The 26,883-nt window shown below is 68.7% G+C and carries 32 protein-coding genes and 5 pseudogenes; 16 read left to right on the top strand and 21 right to left on the bottom strand.

The genetic code is table 11. The features are described from left to right. Positions 1-178: 178 nt before the first annotated feature. The 7 genes from ACH4EW_RS31330 (at position 179) to ACH4EW_RS31300 (ending at position 3,973) form a co-directional block, all read left to right on the top strand. Positions 179-394, top strand: coding sequence for a transposase (locus ACH4EW_RS31330; protein ID WP_398262765.1), 216 nt, complete (start codon positions 179-181; stop codon positions 392-394). Between the two features lie 56 nt (positions 395-450). Next, positions 451-693 (top strand): hypothetical protein, encoded by a 243-nt coding sequence (locus ACH4EW_RS31325; RefSeq protein ID WP_398262763.1) that lies wholly within the window; start codon positions 451-453, stop codon positions 691-693. 28 nt (positions 694-721) lie between these two features. Then, positions 722-922: a helicase associated domain-containing protein gene (locus tag ACH4EW_RS31320; RefSeq protein WP_398262761.1), complete on the top strand. Its 201-nt coding sequence runs from the start codon at positions 722-724 to the stop codon at positions 920-922. A 321-nt stretch (positions 923-1,243) separates the two neighbouring features. Further along, positions 1,244-1,801 (top strand): hypothetical protein, encoded by a 558-nt coding sequence (locus ACH4EW_RS31315; protein ID WP_398262759.1) that lies wholly within the window; start codon positions 1,244-1,246, stop codon positions 1,799-1,801. A gap of 35 nt (positions 1,802-1,836) precedes the next feature. Beyond that, a complete protein-coding gene (locus ACH4EW_RS31310) occupies positions 1,837-2,322 on the top strand; it encodes a hypothetical protein (protein ID WP_398262757.1) in 486 nt (161 codons plus the stop codon). 114 nt (positions 2,323-2,436) lie between these two features. Next, positions 2,437-2,592 carry a DUF6131 family protein gene (locus ACH4EW_RS31305; protein WP_398262755.1) on the top strand — a complete coding sequence of 52 codons (156 nt, stop codon included), beginning with the start codon at positions 2,437-2,439 and terminating at the stop codon, positions 2,590-2,592. Positions 2,593-2,977: 385 nt separating this feature from the next. Beyond that, positions 2,978-3,973, top strand: a complete 996-nt coding sequence (locus tag ACH4EW_RS31300) for an AI-2E family transporter (RefSeq protein ID WP_398262753.1) — start codon at positions 2,978-2,980, stop codon at positions 3,971-3,973. A gap of 495 nt (positions 3,974-4,468) precedes the next feature. Here ACH4EW_RS31300 and ACH4EW_RS31295 read toward each other — a convergent pair whose 3' ends face one another. Next, entirely contained in the window at positions 4,469-4,885 is a 417-nt protein-coding gene (locus ACH4EW_RS31295) for a hypothetical protein (RefSeq protein ID WP_398262751.1), read from the bottom strand. A 242-nt stretch (positions 4,886-5,127) separates the two neighbouring features. Here ACH4EW_RS31295 and ACH4EW_RS31290 point away from each other — a divergent pair, with 242 nt between their 5' ends. Then, positions 5,128-5,388 (top strand): hypothetical protein, encoded by a 261-nt coding sequence (locus ACH4EW_RS31290; RefSeq protein ID WP_398262749.1) that lies wholly within the window; start codon positions 5,128-5,130, stop codon positions 5,386-5,388. Between the two features lie 340 nt (positions 5,389-5,728). Here the strand turns inward: ACH4EW_RS31290 and ACH4EW_RS31285 are convergent, their stop codons facing one another. The 5 genes from ACH4EW_RS31285 to ACH4EW_RS31265 form a co-directional block, all read right to left on the bottom strand. Next, positions 5,729-6,343, bottom strand: coding sequence for a hypothetical protein (locus ACH4EW_RS31285; RefSeq protein ID WP_398262747.1), 615 nt, complete (start codon positions 6,341-6,343; stop codon positions 5,729-5,731). A 76-nt stretch (positions 6,344-6,419) separates the two neighbouring features. Beyond that, a complete protein-coding gene (locus ACH4EW_RS31280; protein ID WP_398262745.1) occupies positions 6,420-6,983 on the bottom strand; it encodes an AAA family ATPase in 564 nt (187 codons plus the stop codon). Further along, positions 6,980-7,780, bottom strand: coding sequence for a DUF6042 family protein (locus ACH4EW_RS31275; protein ID WP_398262743.1), 801 nt, complete (start codon positions 7,778-7,780; stop codon positions 6,980-6,982). Before ACH4EW_RS31275 ends, ACH4EW_RS31280 begins: the two co-directional genes overlap by 4 nt. A 66-nt stretch (positions 7,781-7,846) precedes the next feature. After that, positions 7,847-8,320, bottom strand: a complete 474-nt coding sequence (locus ACH4EW_RS31270; protein ID WP_398262741.1) for a GNAT family N-acetyltransferase — start codon at positions 8,318-8,320, stop codon at positions 7,847-7,849. Beyond that, positions 8,314-8,775 carry a hypothetical protein gene (locus tag ACH4EW_RS31265; RefSeq protein ID WP_398262739.1) on the bottom strand — a complete coding sequence of 154 codons (462 nt, stop codon included), beginning with the start codon at positions 8,773-8,775 and terminating at the stop codon, positions 8,314-8,316. The genes ACH4EW_RS31270 and ACH4EW_RS31265 overlap by 7 nt, the downstream gene beginning before the upstream one ends. 9 nt (positions 8,776-8,784) lie before the next feature. Here ACH4EW_RS31265 and ACH4EW_RS31260 point away from each other — a divergent pair, with 9 nt between their 5' ends. Together ACH4EW_RS31260 and ACH4EW_RS31255 are read left to right on the top strand one after the other, a co-directional pair. Further along, positions 8,785-9,015 carry a hypothetical protein gene (locus ACH4EW_RS31260; protein ID WP_398262737.1) on the top strand — a complete coding sequence of 77 codons (231 nt, stop codon included), beginning with the start codon at positions 8,785-8,787 and terminating at the stop codon, positions 9,013-9,015. Between the two features lie 14 nt (positions 9,016-9,029). After that, on the top strand, positions 9,030-9,602 hold the full coding sequence (locus ACH4EW_RS31255) for an HD family hydrolase (RefSeq protein ID WP_398262735.1): 573 nt from the start codon (positions 9,030-9,032) through the stop codon (positions 9,600-9,602). A 530-nt stretch (positions 9,603-10,132) separates the two neighbouring features. On the opposite strand, the gene ACH4EW_RS31250 is transcribed toward ACH4EW_RS31255, so the two are convergent. Together ACH4EW_RS31250 and ACH4EW_RS31245 are read right to left on the bottom strand one after the other, a co-directional pair. Further along, complete coding sequence (locus tag ACH4EW_RS31250) at positions 10,133-10,936, bottom strand: hypothetical protein (protein WP_398262733.1); 804 nt, start codon at positions 10,934-10,936, stop codon at positions 10,133-10,135. A 314-nt stretch (positions 10,937-11,250) separates the two neighbouring features. Further along, on the bottom strand, positions 11,251-12,456 hold the full coding sequence (locus ACH4EW_RS31245) for an IS701 family transposase (protein WP_398262731.1): 1,206 nt from the start codon (positions 12,454-12,456) through the stop codon (positions 11,251-11,253). Here ACH4EW_RS31245 and ACH4EW_RS31240 point away from each other — a divergent pair. Then, positions 12,455-12,949, top strand: a pseudogene (locus ACH4EW_RS31240) (IS21 family transposase); the annotation flags it as partial. The gene ACH4EW_RS31245 and the pseudogene ACH4EW_RS31240 overlap by 2 nt on opposite strands. Further along, positions 12,949-13,308, top strand: a pseudogene (locus ACH4EW_RS31235) (ATP-binding protein); the annotation flags it as partial. The pseudogenes ACH4EW_RS31240 and ACH4EW_RS31235, both read left to right, overlap by 1 nt. Before the next feature lie 355 nt (positions 13,309-13,663). On the opposite strand, the gene ACH4EW_RS31230 reads toward ACH4EW_RS31235, so the two are convergent. Then, positions 13,664-15,421, bottom strand: a complete 1,758-nt coding sequence (locus tag ACH4EW_RS31230) for a S8 family serine peptidase (RefSeq protein ID WP_398262729.1) — start codon at positions 15,419-15,421, stop codon at positions 13,664-13,666. Positions 15,422-15,529: 108 nt separating this feature from the next. Then, positions 15,530-16,003 (bottom strand): hypothetical protein, encoded by a 474-nt coding sequence (locus tag ACH4EW_RS31225; protein WP_398262727.1) that lies wholly within the window; start codon positions 16,001-16,003, stop codon positions 15,530-15,532. A 370-nt stretch (positions 16,004-16,373) separates the two neighbouring features. Here ACH4EW_RS31225 and ACH4EW_RS31220 point away from each other — a divergent pair, with 370 nt between their 5' ends. Continuing rightward, positions 16,374-16,574, top strand: a complete 201-nt coding sequence (locus ACH4EW_RS31220) for a hypothetical protein (RefSeq protein WP_398262725.1) — start codon at positions 16,374-16,376, stop codon at positions 16,572-16,574. Between the two features lie 96 nt (positions 16,575-16,670). Then, positions 16,671-16,889 carry a hypothetical protein gene (locus tag ACH4EW_RS31215; RefSeq protein ID WP_398262723.1) on the top strand — a complete coding sequence of 73 codons (219 nt, stop codon included), beginning with the start codon at positions 16,671-16,673 and terminating at the stop codon, positions 16,887-16,889. On the opposite strand, the gene ACH4EW_RS31210 is transcribed toward ACH4EW_RS31215, so the two are convergent. Next, positions 16,876-18,051 carry an ATP-binding protein gene (locus tag ACH4EW_RS31210; RefSeq protein ID WP_398262721.1) on the bottom strand — a complete coding sequence of 392 codons (1,176 nt, stop codon included), beginning with the start codon at positions 18,049-18,051 and terminating at the stop codon, positions 16,876-16,878. The genes ACH4EW_RS31215 and ACH4EW_RS31210 overlap by 14 nt on opposite strands. 41 nt (positions 18,052-18,092) lie before the next feature. Next, positions 18,093-18,341: pseudogene (locus ACH4EW_RS31205) on the bottom strand (group II intron maturase-specific domain-containing protein); the annotation flags it as partial. A 58-nt stretch (positions 18,342-18,399) separates the two neighbouring features. Here ACH4EW_RS31205 and ACH4EW_RS31200 point away from each other — a divergent pair. Continuing rightward, on the top strand, positions 18,400-18,858 hold the full coding sequence (locus tag ACH4EW_RS31200; RefSeq protein WP_398262719.1) for a hypothetical protein: 459 nt from the start codon (positions 18,400-18,402) through the stop codon (positions 18,856-18,858). Between the two features lie 126 nt (positions 18,859-18,984). Further along, on the top strand, positions 18,985-19,851 hold the full coding sequence (locus tag ACH4EW_RS31195; RefSeq protein ID WP_398262717.1) for an XRE family transcriptional regulator: 867 nt from the start codon (positions 18,985-18,987) through the stop codon (positions 19,849-19,851). Positions 19,852-19,918: 67 nt separating this feature from the next. Here the strand turns inward: ACH4EW_RS31195 and ACH4EW_RS31190 are convergent, their stop codons facing one another. From ACH4EW_RS31190 to ACH4EW_RS31150, 9 genes and pseudogenes are all read right to left on the bottom strand, one after another. Next, positions 19,919-20,332, bottom strand: a complete 414-nt coding sequence (locus tag ACH4EW_RS31190; RefSeq protein ID WP_398262715.1) for a lasso peptide biosynthesis B2 protein — start codon at positions 20,330-20,332, stop codon at positions 19,919-19,921. Continuing rightward, positions 20,329-20,589, bottom strand: a complete 261-nt coding sequence (locus tag ACH4EW_RS31185) for a lasso peptide biosynthesis PqqD family chaperone (protein ID WP_398262713.1) — start codon at positions 20,587-20,589, stop codon at positions 20,329-20,331. The genes ACH4EW_RS31190 and ACH4EW_RS31185 overlap by 4 nt, the downstream gene beginning before the upstream one ends. Beyond that, positions 20,586-22,442, bottom strand: coding sequence for an asparagine synthase-related protein (locus ACH4EW_RS31180; protein WP_398262711.1), 1,857 nt, complete (start codon positions 22,440-22,442; stop codon positions 20,586-20,588). The genes ACH4EW_RS31185 and ACH4EW_RS31180 overlap by 4 nt, the downstream gene beginning before the upstream one ends. 51 nt (positions 22,443-22,493) lie before the next feature. Further along, the gene (locus ACH4EW_RS31175; RefSeq protein WP_398262709.1) at positions 22,494-22,628 is read right to left on the bottom strand and encodes a lasso RiPP family leader peptide-containing protein; all 135 of its coding nucleotides are present in this window, start codon (positions 22,626-22,628) and stop codon (positions 22,494-22,496) included. Positions 22,629-23,401: 773 nt separating this feature from the next. Further along, positions 23,402-24,229: pseudogene (locus ACH4EW_RS31170) on the bottom strand (ISAzo13 family transposase); the annotation flags it as partial. A 94-nt stretch (positions 24,230-24,323) separates the two neighbouring features. Next, positions 24,324-25,052, bottom strand: coding sequence for a hypothetical protein (locus ACH4EW_RS31165; RefSeq protein ID WP_398262707.1), 729 nt, complete (start codon positions 25,050-25,052; stop codon positions 24,324-24,326). A gap of 294 nt (positions 25,053-25,346) precedes the next feature. After that, a complete protein-coding gene (locus ACH4EW_RS31160; protein WP_398262705.1) occupies positions 25,347-25,688 on the bottom strand; it encodes a peptidase inhibitor family I36 protein in 342 nt (113 codons plus the stop codon). Between the two features lie 274 nt (positions 25,689-25,962). Beyond that, positions 25,963-26,402 (bottom strand): annotated as a pseudogene (locus ACH4EW_RS31155) (ParA family protein); the annotation flags it as partial. A 197-nt stretch (positions 26,403-26,599) separates the two neighbouring features. After that, positions 26,600-26,776 (bottom strand): tetratricopeptide repeat protein, encoded by a 177-nt coding sequence (locus ACH4EW_RS31150; RefSeq protein WP_398262767.1) that lies wholly within the window; start codon positions 26,774-26,776, stop codon positions 26,600-26,602. Positions 26,777-26,883 lie beyond the last annotated feature (107 nt).

Here is a 26,883-nt window from a genome sequence, read left to right as displayed (position 1 = left end):
GGCACCCCCGCTACGACGTCGGCAAAACCGCCAAACGCACCGAGACCCTCAAGGCCATCGGCAGACCTGGATGATCGTGGTAGATAAAAAACAAGCTTAGTCCGGCTTATTGAGGTGCCCCGAGGTTTCCGGACAGGGACCCAATAGGATCCCTGCGTAAGGAAACGAGAGGCACAACGTGGCACCACCCAGTAAGTACACCCCGGAGTTCCGTGAGGAAGCCATCCAGATCGCGCTCCGGTCCAGTAAGACCATCTCGGAGACAGCCCGAGAGCTTGAATTGAACCCGGAGACGCTGCGGGGCTGGGTGAAGAAGCACGAGAAAAAGCACGAGCCGCCCGCCGACGCCGAGCTGACGGTCAGTGTGCGCAGCTCAGGCTGCTGCAGCCGCTGATCTCCCAGCCTCGCCTGGCCCCTTTCCTGGCGGCCGCCGCCACACCGGCGACGGCGATGGAGCTGTACCTGTGGAACGTGCGCCTGTCGGCCGCCTTCGGCGAGGTCATCGCCCTCGCCGAGGTCATTCTGCGCAACGCCATGGCGGAGCAGCTCGCCGCCCGACAAGCTCCAACAACTCGCCGCCCTCGGACTCGACTGGGCAGCCGCGTAACGCTGTCAGACGGGACCCCGGGCGCGCTATGCGGCCCGGGGTTCTTGCTGTCCCTGGTCGGCGGCAACGCACTGGAGTGCGTGTAAGCCCTGGGATCTCGGACCGCTCCCCCCTTTGGACTATGGGGGCGGCCGGGAGGGGTTCTGTGAGCTGCGCGGCATGGAGGCCGCCGTCATCTACGCCCGCGAACACGGCGACCTACGAGTGCCGTTCACGTACCGCGTCCCGGCCGCAGACGAGGCCGAGCGGTGGCCGGTCTCGCTGGCGAACTTCCCGCTGGGGCAGTGGACCGCCGCGGCAGCAGGAGCTCCTTGAGCTGGCGGGGTGTGGCCAGGCGCAGCTGGGCGAGGCAGAGCAGGACCTCGCCGCGTAGTTCCGCGCCCGCCTTCGCCGCCGCACTCTTCGGGGCCCGGGACGCTTCTCCTGGTACATCAGTACAAGGAGAGAAGAGGAGTTGCAACGGTCCGGTCACCGAGCCTCACACTCGGTTGTGACAGCAGCTCGCCGCAGGCCACAGGCTGATACCTTCCCGCGCCTGCGCATGGCAGGTCCGGGCCGGTTGATCCGGTCTGCAAACGGTGGGAAAATAATCACTCCAATCGGGTAATTGCGGATAATTGGGAGGGAGCTGGCCCAATGTCCACAGGCACACTGTTGGCGATCGTGATTCCCGTTGCGGTGGTGGTTGTCCTGATCGCACTGGCCGTGGCTCTCTTCATGCGGCGCCGGGCCTTGCGCGAACGATTCGGGCCGGAGTACGAGCGAACAGTCCAGGGCGCCGACAGCAGACTCGCAGCCGAGCGTGAGCTCAGCGCCCGCGAGAAGCGTCACGACCAGCTCGATATCAAGCCCCTGCCGGAACGTGCTCGGGACCGCTACAGCCGGGACTGGAACAGCGTGCAGCAGGAATTCGTGGACCGGCCGGAGGGTGCCGTACACGACGCGGACCGGCTGGTGACCTCGTTGATGCACGAGCGCGGCTACCCCACCGAGGGCTTTGACCAGCAGCTCAGGGATCTCTCTGTGGAGCACGGGCGCACACTGGAGCACTACCGGGCCGCTCACGAGATCGACAGCCTCAGCATGGGGCACAAGGCCACCACCGAGCAGCTGCGCAGCGCCATGGTGCACTACCGCGCCCTGTTCGACGAGCTTCTCTCCGACGGCGGCCAGAGCCGCCACGCCCACGCCTGACATACCGCACGGCTGCAGGCAGACACGGAGGCGACATGCAACGCGACAACACACCGGAAACCACCGGCGGCGATCTGTCCACCGAGGATCTCGCCCAACCCCGCGAGACAGACGAAGCAGCAGGCACGAGATCGCAGCCGTCGGCCTTTCCTGGGGAGGGCGACGAGGCAGCTGGCGAGGTCGGCCACGGCAAAGCCGGCACTTCCGAGGCGGACAGGGCGATGCCGGCGCAGGGCGAGGAAGCGGACGAGGCGCCGCAGCTGCTGAAGCCGGAGGACGAGGACGACTTCCGCAAACGCTGGGAGAAGATCCAGAACACGTTCGTCGACGACCCCCGTGAGGCCGTGCACGCCGCTGACAGGCTGGTCGCCAACGTCATGCAGACGCTCGCCACGACATTCGACGAGCATAAGAAGGACCTGGAACAACAGTGGAACCGGGGCGGCCAGGCAAACACCGAAGCCCTGCGCACAGCTCTGCGTCGCTACCGGTCGTTCTTCAACCGCCTGCTCACCACCTGACGGCTGCAATGCGACCACGATTGTGGGCGGCGATTTAAGCCACACGCGGTGACGTTCGCCCAAGGACGGCACTGTCAGCGGCCAGCAGACCTGTTGGATACGGAGGAGGCAGCCGTGATCGCTCTCGGCGTCATCCTGCTCATCGTCGGATTTGTCCTGCACATCAGCATCCTGTGGACGATCGGGATCATCCTGCTCGTCATCGGAGCCATCCTGTTCCTTCTCGGCTCCGTCGGCCACGCCGTCGGCGGCCGACGCCACTACTGGTAGAGCCTGGGCCAGCCCCGAGATCCGACCACCGAGGGCAGAAGAGGGTCGCTCGTCGCTGGCGTACGGCGACTTAAGGACTATGGCCTTCGGAGGGCCGGTGACTGCACTCCGTGGGGTGACATCCCGCGCATGTCGCCGCGCGATACCAGCAGGACGCGGTCGCTCCTGGTACCAGCGGGGAATGCCTAAGCCATCGCTCCCGCAGCCGTCCGAAGGGCGACGACGTCAGATCCGTGCCGCGTCACGTCAGGTGCTGCTGCGCGGCGTGCCCCGTCCGGCAGCCCGGAACCCGGGAGCGCGGCGGGGGTCAACCCGCCCGCGGCACGAGCCTCGCGTGAACCCCAATTTCAGGACTGCCGCTGCTTACTCTTGGCGGATCCTTGTCGTGGGAGCTGTCGTGTACGCGGCCTTCTCGGTGCTGGGGCGGTTCCACGAGGTGGTGGCGGCCGTCTTCCTCGGTCTGGTCCTCACCGCGGTGCTGGGGCCGGTCGCGAATCTGCTAGCTCGCCGGATGCCACGGGCACTCGCCGTCGCCGTGGCTCTGATCGGCAGTATCGTCCTCGTCCTCGGTGTGCTGAGTCTTGTCGGCGAGGCGGTCGCAGGAGAAGAGGCCAGGCTGGAACGGAATTTCAGCGACGGGCTTGGCAGAATCAAGCAGTGGATGGAGGGGCCGCCGTTCCGGCTCGGCCGCGGAACGCTCGACGACATCCAATCCCGGATCGCACAGTTCCTGACAAGTCATCGCTCCACCATCGTCAGCACCGCCGTCAGTGGGCTGGGGCGGCTGGTGGAGGTAGTGACCGTCCTGGTTCTCGCGTTGTTCTGCTCGGTCTTCTTCATCCACTCGGGCGATCGGCAGTGGCACTGGTTCTGCGACCAGCTTCCGGCGTCGGCCCGGGACAGAGTGGCGATCGCGGGCCGGGCAGCGTGGCGCACGTTCACCGGGTACACCCACGGCATCATCGTGGTGGCGACGACCAACGCCGTACTCGTGGCACTGGCCCTGTTCGCCCTCGGGGTGCCTCTGGTCCTTCCTTTGGCGCTGCTGGAGTTCTTCGCCGCTTTCATTCCGCTGGTCGGTTCACCGATCGCGCTCACGGTCGCCACCGTGGTGGCCTTGGCGGCGAAGGGGCCGATCGTGGCGGCGGTCGTCATCGCGCTGATCGTGGTCATCGGCCAGATCGAGGGCCACCTCCTGCACCCGCTCGTCATGAGCTGGGCCGTCCGGCTGCACCCGATCGTGGTCGCGCTCTCGGTGATCGGCGGCGCCATCGCGGCGGGAGTGCTGGGCGCGGTGGTGGCCGTACCGCTTGTATCAGTCGCCTGGTCGGTCCATCAGGCCCTGAACCAGGCACACGAGCCCGCGCTCGGGGGCAGGTGAACGGCGCGGCGCGCGCCCGTGTACCAGGTCTGGTGGAGCTTCACGAAGCCTCCTTCATTGGGCAGTTGGGGATCCCCCGGACCGCGTCATTGCGACCAAGGGACGGAACACAACGTGTCCTCACCCTTACTCACCGAATCGGAGTCCCGTCAGGGTTACCCCTGAGACACACGTTCTGCGCGGAAGGTACCCATCCGGTTACGGACAGTGCCCCCACCTGCACCGCTACACCCTCTAGGTGATGCAGCCCACATCTCTCCCCCGAGTGCGCCACAGTGCGCCACCGGCGCACCGCCCATCACGGGCGATCTGGTTGGCCCGGTGGTCAGTACGTGTTTCTGAATCCTGCCGCTGCATCGTGGTGGTGCGATCGTCCATGGCGCTACCACAGCACGGCGTGCGCGGTCTGCGGGGTCCGTCCTCACGCGGGCCCGAAGCGACGGACACGCGACCGTGGCCCCCGAACCGCTGTGGCGCTTCGGGGGCCACGCTTGGTCAGGCGGCGGAGTGGGTGATGGTGCCGGTGTAGGGGCCAGCGACCGCGTTGGCGGGCACGGTGATGACCAGGGTGGGGTTCCAGCTGCAGCTCTCGTTGCCGCACGATCCCGTACTAGCGAAGGCCAAGCGGGGCGTGTTGAGTGTGACTTGCTGCTGGTTTGCGGTGCCTTGGCCGGGATAGCACTTTCCTGATCCGGTGTGGGCGGTGGCGGGTCCGGACCAGTAGGCGATGTCGCTGGTGGAGATGGTGCCGCCTGTGGTGGACAGTGCCGTGGCGGTCACGGTGACGTACCAGTCGGTGATGTCGCTTCCCGTGACGGTGACGGTGCCCAGTTGGGAGCTGTGGGTACTGCCGGCCGAGACAGCGCCCAGGTTGGCGGTCGTCGGCACGGTGATCGTCAGGATGGGTTGCACCAGGGCGCGCATGGAAGGCGACGCCGCATGGTGGGAGGACGGGGCCGTTCCCTGGCCAGCAGAACTAGAATTCGGTGTAACTGGAAGAATTCCACTTCGACGAGGTCTAACGGACGGAAGGCCTCGGTCTCGCCCACAGGCGAAGGTAACGCTACGTACCAGAACCGCTGCGGTCCGAATGCAGGATTGCCCCGTGTAGACCAGATTTCTGCAGCGATGTGTTGGCACTGAAGGAAGGTGCCATGGCTACTCTGCCCCCCGATGATTTGCGTCGCGCGGTACGCGAGGCAGCGCGGCGTCTGCGTGTGGATACCCCTCGTTTGACGAGTGGGTCTGCTGAGGCGTACCAGGCTGGGTTGGATGTGCGTCTGGATGACCTTCGTGAGGCGATCTTGACGGCTTGGGGGCGGGGAGTCCCCGTCTCCGATATCGCCGCTGATGCGGAGCTGACCGTCTCCACGGTCGATGAATGGATCGCCGGGGTGACTCCGCGCATCTCGTGAGCCGGGGCTATTGCTTGTCGTCAGCGCGGGCGGCGCCGTGTGGCGTCGGGGTTCGACCCAGTCCCGGTGGTACCGGCAGACCGACCGGGCGTACAAGGGCACCTGACGGCAGAACTTGCCTAACTTGCCTTAGACCGACCGGCAAATGGGGGGTGGGAGAAGGAGCGGGGCTGGGTGCGTGCAGCTGCAAGGCGGAGGATTGAGCCAACGCGGAGCGTTGGTGATTGACGACAACGCGGCAGATGTGCGTGCCCAGCCCCGCGACGCCGCCCCCCATTTGCCGGTCGGTCTTAAGTGTTCGTTGCCCAGATTGCGGTCACGATGGGCGTTGACCGGCCGGTCAGCCGTCGGCTCGTTCCTTCTGGATCGCATTCATCCTGCGGACCATGTCGATCTGCGCGCGGATCATCGTGTCGAACAGGGCCTCCGGATCGCCGTCGGGTCCGGCGTTCGCAGCCAGCAGCGAGGCGATTTGGCTGGCGAGGACAGTGACCACGTCGGCCGTCCCCACCGGGCCGCGGACCTCGATCAGTTTGCGCACGGCATCGTCGATGCGGTCCATGGTTTCCTCGCCCTGGAGGAACAACCCGAGCCGGTCGGCGAGGAACATGCGAACGACCGCCACACCGTCGGCCAGGGCGGTGTCCACGTTGAAGTCGGCACGGGCCTTCTCCGACTCCTTGAGCACGGCCGGAATCGTGTACGTCCGCTGCTCCGGGATGAGGCCCTCCTTTCGCCACTTCGCGTACGGGATGGGGCCGACGGCGTCACGGCGTGCACGGTGTTCGTTGGTCGGGCGGCCGCCCGCGGTGCGGCAGGCCCGCCCTGCGGCCGCCTTGCAGGTCGGGCATTCGACACGGCGCATCCACAAGCACACGAGATCCATCTCGGCATCGGAGCGGAGGTGGCGCCGCCACTCGCCGCCCCACGGGATGCTCTGCGATCCGTTCTCCACGCCGATTGCCCCCTGGGTCCGGTGGTGTGTGCCGTCGTCGGTGCCGTGATGATGACCGTACCTGCGGTGGCGCCCCTCAGCGGTCGATCGGGAGAATGCCGTCCAGGCCGCTCTCGGAGAGGATCTGTTGGACCGTGTCGTCCAGGGTGCTGGCCGCGTCGATGACGGTCTCCAGGCCGTTGGGGAGCAGGTCCTTCTCTCGGTACCAGTCGCGTAGGTGGCCCTCGTTGACGTGCGCAAGGTACTCGGCGTCTGGTTTCGTCGCGTGCCGGAGCACTGTCTCCTCGAAGGGCACGTGGAGGTAGTAGCACCGTGTGACGCCCTGGTGGGCGCGCACCAGGTCCTGGAGCATCGTGCCGTAGCGGTCGGCGTACAGGATGCCTTCGACGACGACGTGGAAGCCGTTGTCCAGTGCGTAGCGGGCGGTGAGGCCGATCAGGCCGATGTTGGCGCCGCCGGGCCGGTCGCGTTCGCGCAGCACGATGCGGCGCAGGTTGTCCTGGGCGACGATGGCGAGGTTGCGGCCGAACTTCTCGCGCAGGCCGGCCGCGACGGAGGACTTGCCCGAGGCGCTGTTGCCGCGGAGCACGATCAGGCGCGTTTCGCTGGTCCCCACGGTGCCGTGCGTGGCCTCAGTCACCCGCGGCTCACCTGGATGCGGTTCTCGTGGAAGTGCTCCCAGTCCATGACCAGGCGGAAGCGGCGGTGGGCCTCTAGGCGCTCCGCGTCGGCCGGCTCCTCGCCGCGCTGGACACGGGCGTCGCCGGATTTCACGAGTTCCGCGAGAGCGAGCCGGACGTCGTCGACGTCCTGGCCCGTGGCTGCCGCCAGCCGGTCCAGGGAGGTGAGGGTCTCTGCCGGTTCACCCAGATCGCTGACCAGGTGGTCGATGAGGGTGTCGAGGAGCGGGCCGGTGCGCATCGTCCAGCGGATCCCGTCGAGGCGCTCGGTGAGTTCTGGGTCCAGGGGCAGCAGGTCGCCGGGCAGCGGCAGCGCAGCGGGCATGGACCATCGGGTGCCGTCCGGCGTTTCTTCGCGGCGGGCCAGGCCCCACGTCAGGTACAGCTCGGACAGGTCCCGCACGGTGGCGGGCACCGGGAAGCCGGCGGTCGTCAGCATGGCGCTGAACTGCTCCCAGCGGGCCGCCTCGCATGCCTCGCGGCCCTCCGGCGCGGCCTCGTAGTCCCATTCCTCATCCGGCCAGGAGAAGGTGAGGGGACCGTCGAGGTCGCCGCCGATCATGTCCCAGTGCCCGTCGAAGATCTCTTGCAGAAGGTCGTCCAGGGAGCCGGTGAAACCGGGCTGGCACGCCGTCCCGATCAGCATGGTCAGCGGGAAGCCCTGACGGGGCAGGACGTGCTCCCAGCCCGACACCCACCAGTCGTTGTGCATCGCCATGTCACGGCGCGGTCCGGGCACGGGCGGGTTGTCAGTCATCCGGTGAACTCTTCCTCGAAAAGGCAGGCCAAGCGCATGCAGCGTACGCACTGCGCGTGCGCTGGTTCAGATGCTGCCGGTCTCCAGCGCGTACAGCTCGTAGGGGACGGTTCCGGTTTCGGTGTCTCGGTCGGCCGTGCCGATGCGGGTGAACCCGGCTTTGGTCAGGACGCGGCCGGAGGCGGGGTTGTCGGGGTGGTGCATGGCCTCCAGCTGGTTGAGGCCGGCGGTGGTGAAGGCGGCGGTGACGACCTGGTGGGCGGCGTGGGTGGCGTAGCCGTTGCCCCAGCTGTCTTCCCGGAGGATGTAGCTGATGGTGCCCATGGCCGGGGTGCGGCGGCGTAGGGAGATCAGGCCGATCAGGTCGCTTTCGTGGAGGACGCCCCAGCTCCACTGCGTGCGGGGGGTTTCGGCGGCTCGGGCGAGGGCGGTGCGGATCTTGTCGTGGGCCTGGTCGAGGGTGAGGGGCTTGCCGGTGGTGTGCCGGATGGAGGCTCCACTGTAGATGCGGGTGAGGGCCAGGGCGCGCAGGGTCACCATGCGGTGGTCAGCTCCTTCGCGGTGGGCCGGGCTGCGGGGTCGGGGGCGAGGCACGCGGTGATGGTGTCCTCGAACTCGGGGAAGGGCCAGGGCCGGACGTCGCGCAGCGCGGTGGTGGTGCCCCGGGCGATGACGGCCAGCTTCTCCAGCCGGTCGAGGTCGTCGTCGTAGGCGACGGGGCGCTGGCCGGTCCAGCACCAGAACAGGGAGGCGCCCAGGCTCCAGATATCGCCGGGCGGCTGTGCCTGGATGTGGGTGTCGGCGGGGGTGTCGAGGATCTGCGTGGCGAGCTCGGGGGCGGTGGTGTGGATGAGGGCTCCCCGGTAGGGGACGCGGCGATGAGCGTCGTCGGGGCCGCAGGCGAGGGCGTAGTCGATGACGGCGGCGTGACCGTCGTGGGTGACGAGGGTGTTGGTCGGCTGGACGTCGGCGTGGGCCCACCCGGCGGCGTGCATGCGGGCGAGGTGTTCCGTCCAGGTGCGGGCGATGCCCGCGAGCCAGGGGCGGACCGAGGCGCGGTCTCCTTCCGGGCCGCGGGCGAGGGCGAGGGCCCGCCACAGGGGCGCCCCGTCGATCGGCCGCTCACGGGCCCGCTGCGCGAGCAGGCCGGCGAACTCCTGGACGGGGCAGCGCTGTCGGCGAGATCACGGCGCGAGCTGGCCCACGTCCACTACGTTTTCGATCACAACCGCTGACACCGGAGGACCGCATGGCCGACGACACCACCCAGGGCACCGCGAGCTTCATCTCCGAGATGGGCGTGCTCAAGCGCGTCGCACGGACCGGCTGGTGGTTCACCGGCAACAAGCAGCCGGAGTCCGTGGCGGAGCACTCCTTCCGCGTCGGGGTGATCGGCTCTGTCCTGGCGATGATGGAGGGCGCCGACCCGGCCCGGGTCGCGCTGATGTGCCTGTTCCACGACAGCCAGGAGACGCGGGTCGGGGACATCCCGCACATCGGCCGGAGGTACATCAAGGCCGCCCCGAACGGCGAGGTGACCGCCGACCAGGTCGCCAACGCCCATCCGGCCGTACGGACCGGGGTGCAGAGCGCGGTCGACGAGTACGAGGCCGGCGAAACCCCGGAGGCGATCGTCGCCCGCGACGCCGACAAGCTGGAGTGCCTGGTGCAGGCGGTGGAGTACCGGGAGCAGGGCTACAGCCTCACCCAGAACTGGATCGACACCAGCCTCGCCTCGCTCAAGACGCCGTCCGCGAAGGCCCTCGCGGATGCCGCGCTGAGCATGGACTCGCTCCAGTGGCAGCAGAACTTCCTGCCCTGACCGGCACCGGACGTCCGGCCGCCCAGTACCGACGGGGCCGCCTGATCGCCCTCTCTACCGTCTAGGAAACGCTCCTACCTGGGTAGGCGTCGAATGCACTGTGCCTGGTTACCCTGCCCGGCCGGCGCCAGCAGACCGCTGGCTGTCCGATCCGCGGGTGCGCTGCATGAGACACCGGATTGACGCAGGCCCGTCATGACGATGTCCCGAAATGGCGAGTTGACGTGCGACGGACAGGCATAAACGGCAGACGGTGCGCTAACACGTGTTCCGGTCTGTTGCGCGCACAGGCCCGTGAGAGGACGGGTGACGGCAGCCCTGCGCACTGGCGCACACCCGTTCAGCGCGGAGCCCTGCGCCCCGAGCCGGATGGTTAGGGCGGGTTTGCGCGGCTGCGGCAGCATGAAGGCATCGGTCGTGTGGGCGATCGGTGCCTTCATGGCGGGTGGGTCAGTTGTAGAGGCCGGCGCCGAGTTCGACGAGTTGCTGGCCGGTGCCAGTGGCGACAGCCGTGGTGAGGGCGGGCCCGGCTAGGCGCATGATCCTGCGCCAGATGCGGCCGCCTTGCTCGGGGTCGCTGCCGTCGCGTTCGAGGGCCACGACCTCGGCCTCGAAGTCCTCGGCGTCGACCGGTCGAGGCCGAGCTGCGGGGCGACGTCCCGCAGGCCCTGCACAAGGCCGGCGAGGGCTCGGGCGTCGGTACCGTTGCCCGCGTTGTGGTCGCCGGTCAGGACGACTCCGCCGCCGACCTCGCCGTGCACGCCAGTGCTGCCGTGGTAGTTGTTGGTGGTTCCGGCAGTGTTCTGGGTGTCCATGTAGTTCCTCACTGCGCGGCCGCTGCGGATGCAGGTGCTGCCTCCGTCGGTGATCTGCAGCAGGTAGGGGTCATTGTCGTTACGGTGGGTCGGGCTCTCCGCGAGCTCGTAGCTGACGAGTTCGGCAACGGCGCTGGAGATCTCCCCAGCCGTGAGCAGGGTGCTGGCGAAGGAGGCGGCGGAAGCGTCCGCGAACTTCCCGGGCTCGACGGACGCGTCCTGGTCGTACAGCCATCGCAGCAGGGCGTTGGTCGCATAGTCGGCACGGCGGACGCGGTCACCAGCGAGTTGCTTGAGCCGCCGCACCTCCACCCGCCGCTCGTCCGTCAGGTGCACCACAGTGTCGTCACCGCTGAGGCTGCGGGAGATCTGGACGAAGCCGTGCTGCTCGAGCTGGAGCGCGAAGTGCCTGGCTTCTTCCAGCGAGAGGTTCTCGCGTTCGGTGAACACCGCCATGTCCTGGAAGTGCCCGCGCTGCTCGACTCCCTGCTCGTGGAGCCACAACAGGGCCTTCGGCAAGTACGGGTCATGCTCGATGTCACCATGCCATGCACATCGGAGCCGGTGAACGGATCCGTGCCGATCGGGATCCGGATCGGATGGCGCCGAGCGTTCCACGCCCCCGTCGCAGGGCGGCCTCTGGCGTCGCGGCGCCCGCAAGACTGTCCGGATCGTGCCGTTCGCCGCTCCGGGGGCGGCGAACGTTGTGCTAGTAGGGCCTTGTTAGGTCCTGGGGTGGGGTTCGGGGGTTGGTGCGGGTTGGCCGCATATCGAGCAGGCGCCGGTCCAGGTGGCCAGGAGGGCCTGGAGTTCGCGTAGGACCGCGTAGAGGGTCAGGCCGGCGCAGGGGCTTTTGGGTTGAGCCTGAGCATGGTGCAGAAGGCCTGGGCGAGGGCGGCGAGGGTGACGTGGCGGTGCCGGCCGAGGTAGTTGCGGCCCTCGAAGTGGTCCAGGCCGAGGCCGTCCTTGAGTTCGCGGTAGTCGTGTTCAACTCGCCATCGGATCTTCGCGATTCGTACCAGCTCGCGCAGTGGGGTGTCGGCGGGAAGCGTCGAGAGCCAGTAGTCGGTCGGCTCGGCGGAGTCGGGTGGCCACTGGGCGAGCAGCCGGCAGTCGGGCAGGGAGCCGTCGGCGGCGCGGTGGATGGTGCGGTTGGCGGGGCGGACCCGCAGGGTCAGGAACTGCGAGCGCATCTCGGCGTTCGGGTTGCGCTTGGTGGCCTTGCTGCCCTGGCGCCAGGTGACGGTGCGGGCGGCCGCTTGGCCGGCTGTCAGTGCCAGGGCGCGCAGGGTGGTGTGCGGTTGGGGGTAGGCGGGCGCGGGAGGGCGGCCGTGCCCGGAGTGCGGCGGGTGCTCGGGTGTGGCGTCGCCGGGGTGCGCGGTCGTGGTGGCTTTGACCGCGACCGCGTAGGTCAGGCCGCGTTCGGTCAGGCCCTCGCGAAAGCCGGTGGCGTCGCCGTATCCGGCGTCGGCGACGACCGGAAGGTCGGGCAGCTCCCAGTTGTCACGCACTTCGTCGATCATGTCCAGCGCCAGGCGCCACTTCTCCCGGTGCCGCTCGGTGTCCGGGATTCCCGCCTTGGCACGGCGGCGCCGGATCGCCCCGGCCATCAGCTTGTCCTGGCCGTACTTGGTGTCGTCCCAGCTCTCGGGCAGGAACAGGCGCCAGTCGACAGCCGATGACGCGCGGTCGCTGACCAGGTTCACACTGACGCCTACCTGGCAGTTGCCGCGCTTGCCCAGCGCGCCGCAGTACATCCGCGCCACCCCCGGCGAGTCGTAGCCGTCCTTGGGGAAGCCGACATCATCGATCGCGTACGCCTCGGGAGAGATATGCGCGGCAGCCCAACGAGCCAACTGCTCACGGACCTTGGAGTAATCCCAGGTCGAGGAAGAAACGAACTGCTGCAGCTGCTGATGGTCCACCCCCAGGCGCTCAGCCATCGGCTGCATGGACTTACGCTTGCCGTCCAGCATCAGCCCACGCAGATACAGCTCACCCTTGGCCCGCTGATCCCGACGCGCCAGCGAACCAAGCATCTCCGCCGTCGACGAGCACGGCTCGGCCGACGAGGTCGCCCGTCACCTGCGCGGACAGCCCGGTTCCCCGGTCCTGGACGACACCCACTACCCGCCCCGCGAGAACAAGGACGCCGACCGCACTCCGCGGGCCACGAGCGCGGAGGAGGCCGCGTTCCTCGCGCTCGGGCCCGGCGCCGCCTCCTGGTTGATCGAGGCCGCGGCCGCCGGCACCCGCCGGATCAAGGCGAAGATGGCCGAGGCCGTCGCCCTGTCCAAGCTCTACTCCGCGGCCGAGGTCGACCGCGCGCTCGGCACGGCCGCGGTCACCGCCCGCTTCGCCGACAAGGACTTGCTGTCCATCCTCGACTACCAGGCCGTCCACGAGCAGACCGAGCCGGTCCGCCGCAGCGAGGACCACTCCCTACAGCCCGGCACCGGCGCCTGGTCCGCCTTCGGTCTGTCCACCACCGCCTCGGACGTTCCCGAGTACCACGAAAGCGATCTCGCCTGATGGCCACCCCTCTTCGCACCGTTCCCGGCACCAACGGCGATCCCCTCGCCGAGGCCATCGAGCTCACCCGGCGCCTCAAACTCCCGCACATCCGCAGGTCGTTGACCGACATCATCCCCACCGCCAAGGCGCAGAGGTGGGACCCGGCCGAGGTCGTCCGCGTCCTGCTGGCCGAAGAGGCTGCCGGACGCGACCGCGCCAACCTGCACACCCGCCGCAAGCGGGCCGGGTTCCCCACTGGCAAAACCTTCGGTGACTGGGACGAGGGCAAATCCTCGATCCCCCGGGCCACCCAGGACGCCCTCAAGACCCTCGAATGGGTCGGCCGCCGGGAATGCCTTTGCATCTGCGGCCCCACCAGGCGGGTGTTCACCCGCCATCGCGTACAAGTCCGCTGCCGTGGGGCGACGTTTGACCGTCGCTGAATCAGGAGTGCCGGGCCGGGGCAGGCCGTCACGGCTTTACGCGGCCGGTGCGGGACCGCGCACAGCCGCAGCAGTGTGATACGGCTGCGGACACTGGAGGAAATCGACGTCCTGCGCCGCCCTGGCCTGGACGGCGAGAGGGACGATCCGTTTCCCAGCCCCTGAACACCCGGTCGGCCTCACTGCTCACGCTTGACGCTCTCTTCTCGGGCCGGCCTGCAAGCCGAATGGCACCGGGCACCGCACCCGCTTTCTCGAGGCGGGTGCGGTGCCGTTCGCGGGTAGAGACCTACCCGGCCGTCGACGCCGCGTAGGGCGACAGGGCCGGGGCGAGTTGTACTCCGGGGGCCAGGCCGAGGGCAACGAGGGCGTCGGGCAGGCCGCGTCCGACGCGGGCGGCCTCCACCGTGCCATGGGCGGCGAGCTGTCGGCAGCTGGCGGCGATGATCTCGAAGAGGTGCTGCACCCGGCCGGGTCCCCGAGGCAGCAGCTGTCCGTGGAAGTCCTCATGGTGGGCGAGGACAAGGGCGGCCAGGCCCGCGACGTGAGCCGAGGCCGTGGTGGTGCCATCGAGGGCCGTGTATCCGCCCTGCGACGCGCACGACAGGACCGCGACACCGGGGGCGGCGGCGTCGACACCGGGGCCGTAGCAGCTGAACGGCGCGGCGAACAGCCCTTCCGGTGTCAACTGCGGCCCCGTGTGGGTCGCTTGCGAGGTGTTGGGCGGGTAGGAGCCGAAGGCGCCCACCGCGCCTACCGCGCCCACGGCGAACACGGTGGGCAGCGAGGCAGGGAAGGCGATCGGCCCGCCGGTGTCGCCCGCGGGGGCGATACAGGCGATGCCCGCCGCGCCTGCGTCGGCGAGTTTGCGGGAGACCAGCTCCGACGGGTACGGCGTCGCCGCGGTGATCTGGGCGATGTCGACCTCCCGCTCGATGCAGTGGTCCAGGGCGGCGATCAGATCGCTGAAATGCCCGTCGGGCATGACCTGGCACACCTCGATCTCGGCGTCGCCGGCGATGCCGATGATGCCCTTGCCGGTGTCCGCGCCGACGATAATGCCGGCCGCGTGGGTCCCGCTGCCCATCGGGTCGTGGGCCCAGCCCTCGGTGGTGCCGCGTACGACGTCGATGCCGGAGCGCACGCGTTGTTTCAGGTCGGGGTGCTCGGCGCTGACCCCGGAGCCGATGACCGCGATCTTGATGCCGAAGGCGCGGAACGTGGGTGGCAGCCGGTCCAGCCGCATGGCCTGCTGGCCCCAGCCGTAACTCTGCCGCTCCTCCAGTCCCGGGTAGACCTTGGCCAGCGGGGTGAGAGTGACGAGGTTCTCCTGGGTCGCTGACAGGTCGGGGCGATGGATCCACCGGTCCGCGTAGCCGCCTCTGGGGCGGATGTACAGGGACTGGACGGACTGCTCGGTGTCCGTCGCCAGCGTGACGGTGACCTTTCCATCGGCGGCGGTGATGCCCTGGCTCGGCCAGGTCGCCCCGATCAGGAACACCGCCGCTCCGGCCAGCGGTTCGCCGTCCGGGCCGCAGACGCGCAACGAGATCTCCACGGGCTCTTCCAGCGGCACGACCAGTCCTGGGTCGCGCAGCGGCAGGATCCCCGCGGTCGGGGCGGGTCCGGTCCCGGACAGCGGCAGGTCCGGCTCGACGTGCACGTGCAGCGACCGCATCGCCGGCAGCTGGGTTTCGGCCGCCTCGATGACCGCGATCTCCGGGCAGGAGGGGAGCACCCCGGCCGACTGCAGCTTCTCGGACGGCTGAAGTCTGCGGATCACTCTGACCTCGGGCATCCGCTCCAGCCGGTCGCACACCGCGTCCATGCCCAGCTCGGGCACCCCCGGTGGCAGCAGAATCTGCGGCAGCGCCGTCACCATGTACCGCTGTCGGCGGGGCTGCACCGTGACCGGTGACGGCGCGCCCTTCTTACGTGGCCCCGTTTCCCTCCCTTCGGGCCCCGGACCACCCGCCCCTGCGCCCTCGGACCCGCTCTCGCGGCTGTTTCCGGGCCTTTCCTTGACCATCGCGTCCACCTTCACCACGGGAATGTCGTCCTTGCTCCTGATCCGACGACGGGCGGCTCACGCACGGTGAGGCGGTGTGCCCGGAAGACGACTCCCGGGCACACCGCACAGCGAGCCGCCCGGGCGTCAGCCGATACCGAAGGGCTGACCCATCTGGCCGAAGCCGGGCTGCTGGTACTGCGGGAACGGCTGGCCGAACTGCTGCGGGCCGTAACCGCCGGCCCACGACTGCTGGCCCTGCTGGCCCTGCTGGCCCTGTTGGCCCTGCTGGCTCTGCTGCAGCAGTGCGACGATCGCGGTCGGCAGCGCCTGCTGCACGGACTGCTCCACAGCGCTCCGCACGCCCTGATGCAGCGAGTGGTGCAGCGCGACAGCCAGGTACGGGTGCGCCTGGTGGGCCATGCCCTGCTGTTGCAGCTGCTGCTGGACCTGCTGGATCTGCTGGAGCGTCTGCTGCAGGCGCTGCGCGACCTGCTGGCTCGCCTGCTGACACGCCTGCTGGATCGCCTGCTGGACCACCTGCGCGAGCTGCTGCTGCGGGGCCCCGATCTGCTGCCCGAACTGCTGCTGCAGGGATGGGGTACCGGTCATCACCGACATGAATGCTCCATTCGACGTCACGGGAAAGCCGACATAAAGGGTTATGTTGGCTTTTTCGGAATGAATCCGACGCGCTGAAGCTAAGGTGGCGTCGTCTCGCCCGCAATCGGGCGAGCCTCTCCAGGGGCGGAATCCCCCTCGATCGGATCCGGCGACGGCCCTTACCGCACCCCGACGGTGAACACGAGGAACCACCCACCTACGAGCTGCTGCGGGACGGCGCCGACGACTGGACTGGCCCGGCCACCGTCCTTTGGCACCTGCGGACGCGACGTCCGCGCGGCCTCAGCGCGACGGGTCTCGCGGTCCTGGACGACGAGGTACTCGAAGCCGACGAGGCCGACCTGCTGACATCCTGGCCGCCGCCACCATGCTGGGCTGCGTCTACTACCCGTGGACCGCTCTGCACCCGATCCGGTGGGTCCAGGTCCTGACCCTCGCCAACCCGCTCGTCTACATGAGCAAGGGCCTACGCGCCAACCTCACACCCTCCACCCGCCACATGCCCACCTGGGCCTACCTCACCGCCCTCACCCTCGGCACCGCCGCGGCTCCCCCACCAGACGACTAAAGACGCCCCACCGGAACCACGTCACCCGCTCTCCGCCCCCGGCCCGGGGCTTTGACCGCCTCACCCCAGAACAGCGCCGCCGCTTCCGCCAGACCCGTGGCGGCCTTCGTCGAGGACCTGCGCACCGGCCGCCTCCGCGCCGGCCTCCGCGTCAAGCGCGTCCAGCGAGCGCCGGGCATCTACGAGCTCACCTGGTCCATGGGCACCGGTCCCGCAGGGCGCGCCACGTGGGAATACGGAGCCGAGGTCTACCCCGGCACCCCTCACGTGATCTGGCGCCGCATCGGCACCCACGACATCCTCACCGGGCCCTGATCCGCCAGCGCGGCGTGCAAATCGGTTCCGCCTGCGCGTTGACGGGCGGCTGCATTGCTGGGAATGCTGGCGGGCCGTCCCTGGAGTGGGCGCATGACTCTGGTACTGGATCAGCTGCGTGAGTGGCAGGGCACGGGCGGCCTTCGAGGATGACGGCGTAGGTGCGGACGGCGTCGTGGCGCAGGTGGCAGGCCAGGATCCGCTGGGCGGCGCCGAGGGCGACGACGCGTACGGCCTCGCGCAGCGTGTCCAGGCTGACCGTGTCGTCGATCGGGGTGAGGCGGGCATGATGCACGCCGAGGTGCCGGATCGCAGCGAAGGCGCCGACCCACCACACCGAGGCGGCGCTGACCGCCCGCACCGCCGCACGGAGCGTCTCGTCCGGCATGCCGTCGAGCAACAGGGACTCGATGTCCTCTGCGGCGTCGGCCAGGGGGCTGATCGTGGTGCTGGGCGTGCCGTGCTCGGTGGGCAGGAGCACCCAGCCGCTCAGGCCCGCGCCGTCGACCAGTGCCTGAGCCTGCGGGGTGTGAAGTTCGGCCGGGCGCGCGGTCAAGGCGCCGGAGGGCATGCCGCCGACCGCGCTCACCTCGGTGGCGGTCGTGCTGAGCTGGGCGCGCAGCTGCGGCAGGTGCAGGGCGAGACGCTGGACGTGCAGGCCATCGGCGAGCGCCTCCCACGACTCGTAGAGCGTCGGCGCGTCATGCGGTGGCGAGGGGGGCACCAGGTCTCCTTCGGACAAGAGGGATGCGGGACGCGCGGGCGTCGAGGACACAAGCCGGGGCAGGCTACCGGCCTTTTGGGCCTGTTCCGGGTCGGTGACGCGCTCGTGCTGCACGGGCTCGCCATTGGGCGCGGACAGGCAGGCCCAGGTCAGCGATCCGTCACGGTCCGGGACACGACCCCAGTGCAGGCAGAGGGACTCGACGATCAGCAGGCCACGGCCGTTCTCGGCATCCGGCTCGGGGCACATAGCTTCGAGCCGTCGGTGCCCTTCGCGATCGAAGACCTCGACGTAGAGCAGTGCGTGGTGGCGCCGCAGGCGCAGACGGATCGGGTCGGCGTCGGTGTGCCGCACGGCGTTGGTGAACAGCTCGGAGACGACCAGCTCCGCGGCCTGAGCGGCGTCTTCGTCCCGCTGTCGCGGTCGCCGAACACCCACCTGTCGTTCCTGGACGGGTGGAACCTGCCGAAGTACCGGTCCACGACCCAGTACCCCGACTTCTTCCGGTGGCGACGCCTGCCCCATCTCAGGAACAAGCCCCACAGGTAGTGGTCCATCGACGCGAACGTCGTCGTGGACGCCACCGCCCGGTAATAGGCCGCCCAACCGCGAACGATCGGGACGAGCCTGCGCAGAACGGCCTCGGCGTTGGCCCCGCGCAGGGCCTTCACCTCGGTCCGCAGCCGCGCCCGGAGTCTTTTGCAGGCTGCCGTGCTCGGCTTGGTGATCAGCTTCCCGCCCCTTCGACGGACCGTGAACCCCAGGAAGTCGAACCCTTCGGAGAGGGTGACGACCTTGGTCTTCTCCTCGTTGAAGCAAAGACCCCTCGGCTTCAGCCAGTCCTCCAGCCGGGACCTGACCCGGTTCGCCTCGTCCGACGAAGTCGTCGGCGTACCTCACCAGCACCGGAGTACCGGGCGCCGCGCCGGGCTCGCGTCCCGTCCGGACCACCTTGTACTCGCACCCGGCGGCCTCTTCCATCCCGTGGAGAGCGATGTTCAGCAGCGGGCTGATCACACCGCTCTGAGGAGTTCCCTCCTCGGTCGGTGCGAACCGGCCGCAGTCGACCACACCGGCCTTCAGCCGGCCCCGGATCAGGTCCCTGGCGGGGAACTGTCCGACGGAGGCAGTCAGGTGGTCGTGGTCGATGCGGTCGAACGCCGCCGCCAGGTCCGCGTCCAGCACCCACAGACGCTTCGGGGCCTTGCCCTTCACGTCCAGAAGATCGCTCCGATCGCGTCCTGACAGCTGCGGCCCGGCCGGAAGCCGTACGACCTCGGCTCGAACCGCGCCTCCCACTCGGGCTCCAGAGCGTTTTTCACGCGCGCCGACACCCCGGCCGTACCCGGACAACAGGTCACCGCGGGCCTCTTGGCGACGGACCGGTACCGGGACGACGTCGACGTCGCCGCGCTGATCACGCTGCTGCCCGGCCCGCTGCGCAGCGCCACGACGTACGCGCACACGGCGAACTCGCCGGGGGCGTGGTCCGTGCTCGCGGACGTGTACAGCACGGTCTACTGGCTTGCCGCGCGGCACCGGTGGATGGACATGGCGGAGCTCGCGGTGACGCGTCAGCGGTGGGCCGTCGAGCAGCAGCCCAGCCCCCTCGCGCAGGCGTTCAGTTCCCGGGACCGGGCGGGCACCTACCTCAACTTCGGGGACGTCGAGCGCGGCCTGGTCGTCGTCGACCGGGCGATCGTGGCCGTGCAGTCGGCCCCGCTCGGCACGGCCGACCGTGACCTTGCGGTGGGCATCTTGAACCTGCGCGGGATGACGCTGGCCGGGCGGCTGCGGGACAAGGCCGAGGGCAAGCGCGAGGCGCAGCGGCACATCGATTCCGCCTGGCGTGCCGCCGCCTCGTTCCCCGCCGGCGATGTCGACGCCCATGACCTCACCTTCGGGCCGCAGAACACGTTCACGCATGTCCTCGCGACGCAGGTCGACCTGGGCCGGCCGCGCGATGCGCTCGCCCTCACCGACGATCTGGACGAAGCACTCGAAGGTCTGCCGCCGGCCCGGGTCGCACCGACCCGGATCAATGCCGCGCGCGCCCAGCTCGACCTTGGCGACCGCGACGGCGCGCTGGAGAACCTTTCCCTCGCGTTCGACGCGGCCCCCCAGATGGCCCGCATCCACCCAATGGGCCGCGAAGTGCTCCGCGTCCTGGTCTCCCTGCACCGCCGCGCCAACCCCGAACTGAAACGGCTGTCCCGCCTCTCCGGTATCCGTCTCTGAAGCCGCGCGGCGTACTCGCCGTCCTCGGCCCGCCTGCACTGCCCGGCGGGCAACGGCTTCTAGTTGGTCAGCGGGGTGGGACGGTGAGCAGAGTGTGGAAGCTGGCCGTGCTTGCGGGTTCGCCGACAGGGTGTCCCTGGGCCTCGATCCAGGCGTGGGCGGCGAACGGGTGGGTGCGCACCCCAGTGCACCAAGTGGGCCAGGTGCCGCGGGCACGGCAGAGCAGGGCGGTGGCCACGGAGCGCCGTAGGCAGTCCTGGCCGGAGCAGCGCAGGTTGACTGAGACCACGGCGGTCCTGGCGGCGTGGGCTTGGGCGGCCGTGGCGGGGCGGGCGCCGCGGCGGACGAGTTCCAGGGTTTTGCGCAGTCGGTGGGGTCGCAGGTGGACAAGCGGCGTGGCGGCGGCCACCGCGAGAAGGGGGAGCACGCGGTGATGGAGCGGCAAGTGGGTGCGATGTTCCAGGATGACGGGAGTGCTCATGTGCGGACCGTCAGGGTCGCGGCCTGGAGTTGGTCGGTGATGGTGGTGACGTCGCGCCGGGCCTTGTCGAGGGTGAGGTCGTACGTGGTCGCGAAGTCTGCGGCGATCTGTTCGGGGTCGCGGCCGGCAAGCAGGTCGTGCAGTACGCGGGTGCCGGTGGGGTTGAGCTGCCAGTAGCGACCGGTGCGCTCGTCGAGTAGGACGGTTCCATGCTCTGTCGCGGTGGTGGCGACGTCGGCCCGCAGTTGTAGTTTCATCGGTGCTCCATGAGCGCGGTGGGTGGCTGAGGTGTTGGCGTTGCGGCGGTCGCGATGCGCAGCCACATTTCGCAGCCCAGGAGGTTTTCGAGGGCGATGACGGTGCTGTTGTCGACCTGGGGTGCCAGCAGGCGGGCCCTGAGGACATCGGGGTCGATCAGGCCGCGAGCGGCGAGGGCTGAGTCTGTGAATACCTCCAGCAGAGCGGGCAGGTTGCGGCGCAGGCCCTGGCGGACGTCTTCCCCGTACTCACCTTTGGTGCCCCGCTGAGCGATCGAGGGGGGCAGGATGGCGTGCATCGCCTCGGCCAGCAGAGGCTTGTAGCGCCAGGGACTATTGCGCTCGTGGAGCCGGACGGCGAGGGCGGCCTCGACCACACGGTCGTCGTAGTAGGGCAGTTCGAGCCGCATCCCTGAAGTGCTGAACAGCCGTGCCAGTTGGCGGTAGGCCGGGGTCATCGTGCGCAGAGTCGACAGCGTCGCGTGCTGGCCGCGCTGGTCGGCCAGTGGGAGGGCCTGCGCGGCGGTGGCGCGCAGTTTTTCACGGGCGGCGTCAAGGGCGGCTGGGGTCGCCCAGGGTGCTGCCCGCCATGGGCGGCCCCAACCGATGGAAGGCGAGCGGCGCGCGGGTGGCGGGTCGGTGAGGTGGGCGGCTTGCTCGCGCCACCAGGTGGGCATGTCCCGGGAGTCGACCAGAGCGGTGAGGGTCGCGCCCAGCGGCCAGCGCCCCAGGGCCCGGTACCCGCGCAGGTGCGTGAATGCAACCCGTGGGTGGCGGCGGGCAAGGTCGTACAGGTGGGATGTGGAGGGGGCGTGGAAGAGTTCGTCAGCGCCGTGTCCGGCCAGATGGGTGCGCGCACCGCGGGACGCCAGCATCTGCGCGCTGTGTCGGGTGCGGCTGTGCGTGCGTGCGAAGAGGTACGGCGCCTCCGGGTCCCCGGTCTGCTCCGGGGCGTCGAAGACCGACGGGTGGTCGTCGGGGTGGAGCACCAAGTGCTCCGCGCCCTTGAGTGCGGCAATGGCCTGGGCGGCGTACACGGCGTCGTCGTTGCCGGCCTCACTCTCGCCCCAGCGGAAGGTGAGCAGATCCGGTGTGTCCAGGCTGGCTGCCAGGAAGCACAGCGAGGTCGAGTCCATGCCGCCGGACAGGTCCGCACTGACCCTCGCCATCGCCGGGCTCTCAGCGCTGGTGCGGTCGGAGCAGGGGCGGCGGGCCGCGACGGCCGCTTGCAAGGCCTCGCGCACCGCGACCGCGCCTGCGGCAAGCGGTTCGTCAGCAACCGGCGGCAGCCACCAGCGCACTGGCGTGGTCGTGGCACCATGACGCTCCACACGCAGGTAGTGATCGGGGGGCAGCGCCAGCACGCCGTGCCACATCGACTGCTCGCCCAAAGGGGGCGGCAGATGCCCGCCGCACGTCACCCGTGTCGCCAGTATCTGTTCGTCGATGCCCGCACCAGTCAGCGTGGCCAGCAGGTCGGCGCGGTCGCTGGCGACCGTCACCGCGCTCACGCGGGCATGGAAGACCCGTCGCAGCCCAGTCACACTGCCTTGTACCCGCAGCACGCCGTCCACCGAGGCCACCATGTGCGCGCTGCCGGGCAATGTCCGCACCACCGCGTCCAGATCCTGCACCCTACGCACTGCGGCAATCAGCTCGCCCAGCCTGGTGGCGGTGACCGGGCAGGACCCGATCACCGCCACCAGGTTCGACCCGGCACAGGCGACGGTGAGTTCCTCCCTGGCCCAACGACCCACCAGCCACGGACGCCCCGACGGGTAGGCCACCACCTCGGCCTCCATCAGCGCCCCCGAGGAGGCAAGCGGCCCCAGCCCCGGAATATCCGGCAACACCAGCCAACTCCCGGTCGGAGTCACCGCACTCCCCGTCCCCATACACCTGTCCTAGAAGTTGCCGTAGCTGGTGTGTGACTCAATGAGCAGGATGCCCTTGCCCTCTCCGAGGGTGTCCTCGTTAAACTCGCCCAGCGCCACGAGCGCCGGTGCCTCGTAGGGCTCCACAGCCGTCTGCTCTTCCATCACGACTCCTTCTCTCACAGGTTCGTAGCCATACAGCTACAAGCCGAAGTATCGGAGCACTTACGGCCTCACATGACTGGCTCACCCGCGGTAGGACCCAGACGGGTGACACGAAGCCTCGGGCCTTGACCCGAATCCTGGGCACGGGGGTAGCTGGATAGGTGTGGGGTCTCATGTAACGGAATTCGGGTGTTCAGGGGCGCTGTGCGTGGCGTGTGCGAGGCCGTCGAGCATGGTCTGAGCGGGCGATCCGTTCCACGGCCCCTGTCGTGGCTGGCTGGTGGTCGGCTTGCTGAAGCCGGCACGGACGGGATTTTCCGGGTGTCGGGATTTAGTAGCGATCCTGAAGATCCTCTTGGTGAAAGCCCTTGAGATTTGGCAAGTTGTGGCGTGGGTGTCGTGCGTGCCTCGGTCACGCAGTGGCCCAGTGTCGGGCCCGTCGGATTCGTCGGAGGGGCGTGATGTTTGCATCGGGGGAGGCGAGGTCATGGGAGACCGGGTTCTCGGGGACAGGTACCGGTTGCTGCGGCAGGTCGGCGAGGGCGGCATGGGGCAGGTGTGGGAGGCGCGGGACGAGAAGCTGGGCCGGCTTGTCGCGGTCAACGGGTGGCGCCGCCCAGCTCGGCGCCACCGGCCCCGGTCGGTCCGGCCCATTCGGCGTCTGGCCCGTCGACGACCACCGGCGGCGATCGGTTCGGGTTTCTGGACTGCCCCATCGCGCGCGCGTGTGTAGAGGACTCTCAAAACTCCCGGACGAGGACCGGCGCGGCGCGGCCGGTGGGGTAGTCGTTCTCGTCCAGTGCGGCGCTGACGGTTAGTCCGGTGCTTGTGTGGGTGGCCGAGATGGTCTGCAGCAGCACTTCGTAGCTGGTCAGCGGCTGTCCGCGCAGGCTGTGGGTGATCCGGGAGAACAGCCGGTGTTCGATCTTGTTCCATTTTGAAGTGCCGGGCGGAAAGTGCATGACGGTGATGCTTAGCCCGCTTTCGTCGGCGAGAGCGGCCAGGCCCATCTTGAACAGGTGGGAGTCGGCCGAGTTCGCCCCGCCGGAGTCCGCGGTGACCAGGAGCCGGTCGGCGCCGGGGTAGTCGAGGCGGCCTTGGGCCTTCCACCAGCGGCGCAGGGACTCCACTGCGAAGGCGGCGGTGTTGCGGTCGGTGCCCACGTTCACCCAGCCGCTGTCGCGGCCCAGGTCATAGATGCCGTACGGGATGGCGATGGGGGTGTCGGGATCGACGAAGTCGTGGTCAGGGGCGGTGATCGGCTGGCCCTTGGGGCGGTAGGTGCGGCCGGGGCGGGCGAAGTCACCGATCGGCTCCTTCTTTTTTGCGTCCACGCTCACCACCGGCATGCCTTGGGTCAGGAAGGATTCGACGGCGGTATTGATGTGACGGAACTGGGCGTCGCGGTCGGGCACGTGGCTGCCGGCCCTCGTCTTGGCCATGCCCTGCAGGCTGAAGCCCATTGCATGCAGCAGGTCTGCGACGACCGGGGCGGTGACTGGATGGCCGGCCTTGGTCAGCTCGCGGGCCAGATCCCGCAGCGAGGCGGTGGTCCAGGGGGCCATGCTGTCGGTTCGCACCGGCTGATCGCCTCGGCGTTCAAGGAAGCGGCACCCCTGGCGGAGCCGGCCGATCCCTTCCGGAGCCGGGACGCGACGACCACCGAAGCTGCCAGGGGCGCGGAGGTGGATGGGGTCAGGAGCGCAGAAGAGTCCTGGCACGGGCGAGGGCTTCTCGGTTGATTTTACGGAAGTCCGCAGCTAGGGATTGGTGGTCTTTGACCCATTGAAGGGTGTACTGCTCGAACAGTTCGCGTTGTGCCTTTGACCGCCCAGTCTTTTGGTCGCATTCGGCGGAGCCCACAGCTACCTGGATCGCTGTACGGCTGCCGGGCACGGTGTGGGAGGTGGTGGCTGCGGATTGGGCCGCTTCTCCCGGATCGGCGAAGTGGTAACCCTTTGTACGCATGCATGCGCTCCAGCGTTGCGTGGCTTGGACGTAGCGGGGCTGTTGCTTCACGACTTTGTTCACGGGCAGGAAGCGGGAATTGACGAATGTGTCCGCTCGTACCCATTTCTCGTAGTCGCCGTAGAGTTCAGCTCGCGCGTGCGCAATACACCCCGAAGTGGGTGCTTCCATGGTTCCCACGCCCGGTACCTCTACCGTGAACTTTCTCTGCCCGCGGTCGCCGTACAGCGCCCGTCCCCAAGAGCTGTGCTGCGCGGAGGTCAGTGTGTCGAGATAGGCAGCTTGCCGGCGCTCGGCCCTGCCGGGTTCCTGCTCCGGTGAGGTGGTGCCGAACCCTTTCCGGCGGGCCCGGTCCACGTCGTCTCCGTGCAGCTCTCTTGTCCGTTCGTCGTCTGCGGACCTGGCGGCTTCGATGGTTATTGGGTCGTAGAAGTAGTCGAACCCCTGCTTCGCCATGCATCTCTTGACCAAGGTCATCTCCGCCTCGGAAAGTAGCTGCCTGGTCTGCGGTGCCAGTGTCAGCGCATCCGTAAGGTCCTGGAGTTCGGCCGCCGAGCGTACAGTGCCACCCGTGTTCACCTCAGAGGGAGCGGAACATGCAGCGACGGTCAGGGCGAGGGCCGCAGTGGCGAGAACTAGGGCACGGGCCGTCATACCACTATGAGTCATCGGTTCTCTGACGTCGGAGGGACGGGGGACCGGTACGGGGAGAGCCTCCCCGTACCGGTGCCACCGCAGGGAATTCGCCTGTCAGCAGCTGGGGACCTTGCGGAGGGACTCAGTGTCCAGCGCAGGGGTGTGGTTGGTCCAGATCGATCCGGGCCTGGAGCACGCGATGTACCCGACGTAGCCGGTCTGCGAGTACAGCTCCATCGCGTACTGCGACATGTGGTTGTACGAGGAACGGTCGCGGTTCTTGAAGGTTCCGAGATCGGACACGTGGTAGCTGTACTTCTGTATCGCTCCCTTGTTGCCGTACTCGGGCCACATACAGAAGTAGCCCGAGGGGCAATCGCTGGTCGCCGCCTGCGCGGTGGGGGCGGACAGCAGAGCCCCCGCAGCAAGCCCCGCAGCGACGAGTACCGATGACATGGCTTTCCTGATCAGTGCACTCACCTCGATCGACGGCTCCGCGCTCAGGGCGCGGAGGACAGAGGAGGCCGGGCGGCGGGCCGCCCGGTTCCGGACATGCAGCCAACGATGTACGGCCGACCTGAAGCGAACCTTGCGAGAAACCTTGAGTGGCAGGTCACACTGCGCATGCCGGGACGCCGCGCACTGGTGAAGTTCCGGTTACTGAGCACGCTCGAGGTACGGGTCGGGGGGCGACCGAAGGAAGTTCCGGCTCCGAGGTTCTTGGCTTTGCTCACTTGCTGATCTCCCGGGCGAGGGCTCGCAGGGCGATGGATTGTTCGCAGCGGGGCGCGTAGGCGAGGAGCGGCCGCTTGGCGCGGACGGCTTCCTTCTGTTCCTTGAGGTCCCCAATGACGCCGACGACGCGTGGGTCCTTTATGTCCATCCAGGACTGGAGGGACGATGTGGCGATGTAGCCGCGGCGTGCGTCGTAGTGGTTGACGACGAGGCCGAGGTAGTCGACGTCAAGTGCGAGGTCGGCGCGCATGTCCTCGATCTGAGAGGTGAGGAGCCCGTAGGCGTCTGCGCTGCTGTCTTCGGCCTGAACGACGATCAGGGTGCCTGAGTTGCCGGGTGCCTCCTGGGGCGGCGGCGTCCGTAGTAGGCGGCGGCGTCCATGCTGATACCGAGGTTGGGTGGGCAGTCGATGAGGATGACGTCGTAGTCCGCCTCGCACAGGCATTCCGCGTCAGGGTCCTGGATGCGGGCCATGCAGGCGGGTGCGAGGCAGAGCGTCCCGTCGGGGTAGACGAACCAGAAGCACCCCTGCGGAAGGCTGTCGGGTGTCGTGGTCACCGGGTTGTCGCGGGTACTGGATGTGGTCCTCGATGGCCGCCGGTACGGGTGTGACTCGGAAGCGGCAGGGTGGCTCATGCGCGGGCCGCGTCCGCTGGACTTGTTGCTGCCACTTGGCTGTAGATCGCTACCGCCTCCATAGCAACCGCCAGTGCATCGTGCAGGCGGCCCACTTCAGAGAGACGATTGCCAAGATTGTTGAGAGCGGACGCAAGACTGGGTTCGTACGCTGCGGGGTTCTCCTCCGCCAGCCGTCGGCGGATCGGTGCCTGTCAAGTCAAATGAAACGAATGTGATGCTATGAGATCTGTTGTTCGGTTTGACGTCGCTTGGCGGGGTCGTTGATCCATGCCTGGCG

The sequence above is a fragment of the Streptomyces sp. NPDC018000 genome (assembly GCF_044328025.1).
Classification (GTDB): Bacteria; Actinomycetota; Actinomycetes; order Streptomycetales; family Streptomycetaceae; genus Streptomyces.
This window is presented reverse-complemented; position numbering and strand designations above follow the sequence as displayed.